Source organism: Deferribacterota bacterium (assembly GCA_034189185.1).
GTDB lineage: Bacteria > Chrysiogenota > Deferribacteres > Deferribacterales > UBA228 > UBA228.
In genome coordinates this window covers 1-4,539 of the sequence record JAXHVM010000147.1, presented here as the reverse complement: position 1 = coordinate 4,539, position 4,539 = coordinate 1, and the positions used below count along the sequence as shown (strand labels likewise).

General features: G+C 28.5%; 8 protein-coding genes. All 8 read left to right on the top strand.

The genetic code is table 11. From position 1 onward, the window contains the following. The coding region (locus tag SVN78_08695) for an ATP-binding protein (protein MDY6821683.1) at positions 1–300 on the top strand (300 nt) is incomplete at its 5' end. Further along, positions 284–997, top strand: a complete 714-nt coding sequence (locus tag SVN78_08690) for a glycosyltransferase family 2 protein (GenBank protein ID MDY6821682.1) — start codon at positions 284–286, stop codon at positions 995–997. The genes SVN78_08695 and SVN78_08690, both read left to right, overlap by 17 nt. Next, a complete protein-coding gene (locus tag SVN78_08685) occupies positions 978–1,262 on the top strand; it encodes a lipid-A-disaccharide synthase N-terminal domain-containing protein (GenBank protein ID MDY6821681.1) in 285 nt (94 codons plus the stop codon). The genes SVN78_08690 and SVN78_08685 overlap by 20 nt, the downstream gene beginning before the upstream one ends. Continuing rightward, on the top strand, positions 1,246–1,995 hold the full coding sequence (locus SVN78_08680; GenBank protein MDY6821680.1) for an NAD-dependent protein deacylase: 750 nt from the start codon (positions 1,246–1,248) through the stop codon (positions 1,993–1,995). Before SVN78_08685 ends, SVN78_08680 begins: the two co-directional genes overlap by 17 nt. Further along, entirely contained in the window at positions 1,988–2,476 is a 489-nt protein-coding gene (locus tag SVN78_08675; GenBank protein ID MDY6821679.1) for an HIT domain-containing protein, read from the top strand. The genes SVN78_08680 and SVN78_08675 overlap by 8 nt, the downstream gene beginning before the upstream one ends. A gap of 14 nt (positions 2,477–2,490) precedes the next feature. Then, on the top strand, positions 2,491–2,796 hold the full coding sequence (locus SVN78_08670; protein MDY6821678.1) for a LapA family protein: 306 nt from the start codon (positions 2,491–2,493) through the stop codon (positions 2,794–2,796). Beyond that, positions 2,789–3,832 carry a hypothetical protein gene (locus tag SVN78_08665; GenBank protein MDY6821677.1) on the top strand — a complete coding sequence of 348 codons (1,044 nt, stop codon included), beginning with the start codon at positions 2,789–2,791 and terminating at the stop codon, positions 3,830–3,832. The genes SVN78_08670 and SVN78_08665 overlap by 8 nt, the downstream gene beginning before the upstream one ends. A gap of 133 nt (positions 3,833–3,965) precedes the next feature. Then, positions 3,966–4,539: hypothetical protein (locus tag SVN78_08660; GenBank protein MDY6821676.1), on the top strand; the 574-nt coding region annotated here is incomplete at its 3' end.

Sequence of the window (4,539 nt, the reverse complement as noted above, 5' to 3'; positions counted from 1 at the left end):
ATTAAAAATGCTTATGACGCGGTAAGTGAAAAAGGAATGGGCAAGATACACTTAATAGTTAGCGACAGTGAAGAGTTTATTATATTTGACATTGAGGATAATGGTGTTGGTATAAGTGAGGAGAAAATAAAACATATATTTGATGAATTTTACACGACAAAACAGAGTGGATCGGGCATAGGGTTGTCTATTGTAAAACATATACTAGAGCTATATAATGCTGAAATAAGTGTAAAATCAAAATTAAATGTGGGGACAATATTTACAGTAAAGATTCCAGTTTATGATGAAAAAGATTAGTATAGTAATTCCAGCATATAATGAAGAAAAAAACATATCCCCTCTTATTGAAGAGTTAGAGAAAGTATTAAAAAATATTGGTGATAATTATGAGGTTATATTTGTAGATGATGGAAGCACTGATAATACCCTTAAGGTTATCAAAGAGGTTTCACAACGTAATAATAAAATTAAATATATTTCTTTTAGTAGTAATAAAGGTCAATCTGCTGCATTGGCTGCCGGTTTCATTTATGCACAAGGTGAGATTATTGTTACAATGGATAGCGATCTTCAAAATAACCCGTGGGATATGATTAAAATGCTAGAATACTACGGAGAATATGATATGGTAATTGGTTGGAGACATAAAAGAGCAGATGACTTGTGGAAGAGATTTGGGAGTAAGGTTGGAAATATAACAAGAAATTTGTTGCTTGGTGAAAATATAAATGACACAGGGTGTTCATTAAAGATTATGAAAGCTGAGATTATAAAGAGAATAAAAATGTTTAATGGTTTACACCGATTTCTACCCACCCTTATGAGACTGGAAGGAGCAAAAATTAAGGAGATTAAGGTTGATCATAGACCCCGTAGGAGCGGTAAATCAAAATATGGTAACATCAGTAGAGCAATAAGTGGGCTAGCGGATATTTTTGTTGTTAGGTGGATGATTAAAAGATATATTAAGATTGATGCAAATGTCAAAATTTGAATTATATTTACTTATAATTGGTTTTGCAGGGCAATTCTGCTTTTTTATGAGATTCTTTATACAATGGGTCTATACTGAGAAATATAGGGAGAGTATAATACCTGTAGTATTTTGGTATTTTAGTTTAGCAGGTGGTATTTTACTTTTAACCTATGCGATTCTAAGGAAAGATATAGTTTTTACAGTTGGACAAGCTGGTGGTGCCTTTGTGTATCTAAGAAATCTATATTTTATAAAAAGGAATAGGAATGTCAAATCAGATTGAGCAATTAGTAGAATATTTTAGATCTTCAAATTATATAGTTGTTTTAACTGGAGCAGGCGTTTCAACAGAAAGTGGTATACCCGATTTTAGGAGTCCAAAATCTGGATTGTGGAATAAATACTCCCCAGAGATTGTTGAAATTGATTATTTTATGCGTTATCCAGAGGCTTTTTATAAATTTCTATTAGATGGTATAAGAGATACATTTAATGCAAAACCAAATTTTACACACTATTTTTTGGGTAAATATGAGAAAAAGGGTAAAATCAAGAGTATTATAACTCAAAATATAGACGGCCTGCATCAAAAAGGAGGATCAGAAAAGGTATTAGAATTGCATGGCAATATGAGAAAGGCAATATGTATGAAGTGTGGAAAAAAATTTAAAACTGAAGAAATAATTAAATATTATAAAGAAAAAAATGAAGCTCCTAAATGTAGTTGTGGTGGTATTATAAAACCAGATGTTGTTTTCTTTGGCGAAATGTTGCCCACAGATACATTAAATGAGGCTTTTTCCGAGGCAGAGAGATGTGATTTATTTATTTCATTAGGCTCATCTTTGGTAGTTACCCCAGCTGCGCTATTGCCACATAGGGCGAAAGAGACTGGTAGTAAACTTGCGATTATAAATTTACAAAATACTCCCTTAGATAGGGATGCTGATATTGTAATTAATGAAAAAGTAAGCTATATTTTAAAGCAATTAGATAGGAAATTAGAAAATGTATAGGTTGTGGGCAACATGGAGAAAAAACTATATTAAGTCAGGCTTTCTTAAGAGTGAAAATTGTATATTTTGTATTGGTAAAGATAAAACTAATGACAGGGAATCTTTAATCTTAAAGAGGGGTGTTAATAATTTTATCATTATGAATTTATATCCCTATAACCCTGGACATCTTATGGTTGTGCCTTATAGGCATTTAAGTGATATTACAAAATTAAATGAGAAAGAATTTTTAGAAATGAAAGAGATGCTCGATATATCAGTTAAAGTACTAAAGGATAATATGTACCCAGAGGGATTTAATATTGGTTTTAATATAGGTAAAGCTGCTGGTGCAGGCATAGATGATCACTTGCATTTACATATTGTCCCAAGGTGGAGTGGTGATACAAATTTTATACCCGTTCTTTCAGAAACAAAGGTTATGTCAATTGATCTTTTTGAATTATATGATGAAATTGTAGATTATTTTAATAAAATGTGAATAAGGAGTATATAATGAAATTTATTAAGTTAATAATTAAAATTCTATTTTTGTGTATTATTGTTGTTTTTGGTGCCTTTAATATGGAGATTGTACCCGTTAAATATTTTGTAAATTATGAACCATTACAAATACCCCTTTTTATTGTTATGATAATATGTTTTTTCTTAGGCATGCTCATTGTCTATATGTTATTTATAACTGATAGAATGAAATTGAAAAGGCAATTGAATAATCTTAAAAAGGAGTTAAGAGTTAAAGAGAATGAATTAGTAAAATTGAGAAATATCTCCTTAACGGAAAAAGATACAAATGAGTGAGTTAATGCAGCTAAAATTAGGTGGTAAAATAGTGAAAGAGAAAAATTTTGAACAATTATTTAAGATAATAGATTATCTATTAGATAATAATTTAGATAAATGCTTAGAATTTTATAAGAATTTAGTTTTACAAGGTGATTCAAAGATTGAAGATTATATTGTCCTTGGAAAATTGTGCAGAAAAAAAGGAGATTATAAAAGATCAATTAAACTATTTGAAACTGTTCTTGCAGATGCTAGGCTCAAGGGATGGTTAAGGGGTTATGTAAAAAGAGAGCTTTTAAGGTCATATTATAGTTATGGTGATTATGAAAAAGTAATTGATATATCAAATGACATCAAAAGAAAGGATGAAGATATTTATAAAATATTAGCAGATGCCTATAGTAATACTCTCAATTTTAAAAGGGCGGTTTCAGCTTATAAGAAGCTTGAAAAAATTTCTGGAAGATCCTTTAAAAGAGAGGTGGCTTACAGCTATTTTACAGTAAGCAATAAATACGATGAGACTTCAAAGGAATATATAAGGTTAATAAAGAAGGGACTAAAATATTATGAAAGAAGTAGAAGGGGTAATATGGCTCTAATAAAGCATTATTATAAGAGAGGTGAGAAAAAACACACAATAAGTTTAATTGATGAGTTTGTTGAAAAAGAGTTGATGAAAAGTGATAATGATCTAATTGAATTAGAAAAAATTTATTATGAATTTGGTGACATTGAGGATTATGCATCAAAGATTTTATATAGATACAGGCTAAACGAAAAGAATATCTTTTTTGTATTATATTTGATAAATTTTTATAATAAGATGAATAAATCTGAAAAAGCACTTACATTATTAAAACAGACTGCTGAGGAATATGGCGTTAAAAGATTAATAGCTAGAAAGTATCTAGAATTTGAGCCAAATATTATTACCAAAGAAATTTTAGATGATAATAATTATAAATGTTTAAAATGTGATAATTTATTTAATGAATATAGTGATATATGCCCTATATGTAATCATATAGAAACTATGCGGCCCTATTAAAGACTTTTGTTATCTATTTATATTTATTCTATTTTTTATAATTTGCTAAACCTTTATAATAATTAATAATTATAACCTTAACTTTTTATTTTGGCATAAAACTTTCAATATACATTAACGAGGTAAAATAAGCATGCGTTTTGATATGGTTGAACATTTGGTTTCAAATCTTCCTACTACGCATAGTAAAATAGATAAAGATAAATCAAGTGGGGATAATACATTTCAAGAATTATTAAATTATTTGAGAAATATTAATGAGGTAGGGGAAAAAAATACTGATGAGGCATCAAATAGAGATTTATTTAATAAGCTTAACAAATTAAAGAAATCTATAGAGCATTTATTTGAAAATGGGGAAATTTTTTCCACGAAAAATGTAAATAGTGATATGGTAGGGAAAGAAATACCTAATACTATTGATATGAAGAATTCTAATAAAATAATTAACGAAAAAATTAAAGAATCTTTAAGAGAGATATATGACATAATAACTAAATTTTTGGATAACTTTTCTAATGAAGATAAAACCAGCAAAGACGTTATTAATTCAGTTGAGCATTTTCTAGATACAACTAATGTTAGCAAAGAAAAAGCTTCTATACCAAATAGCTTAGAAGAATTAGCAAGGAGCAAAAATTTCCTCATAGGCAAAAATAAACTTATTAGTAATAATTCTGATGCTTTTGGTAAATACGTTAGTAAAA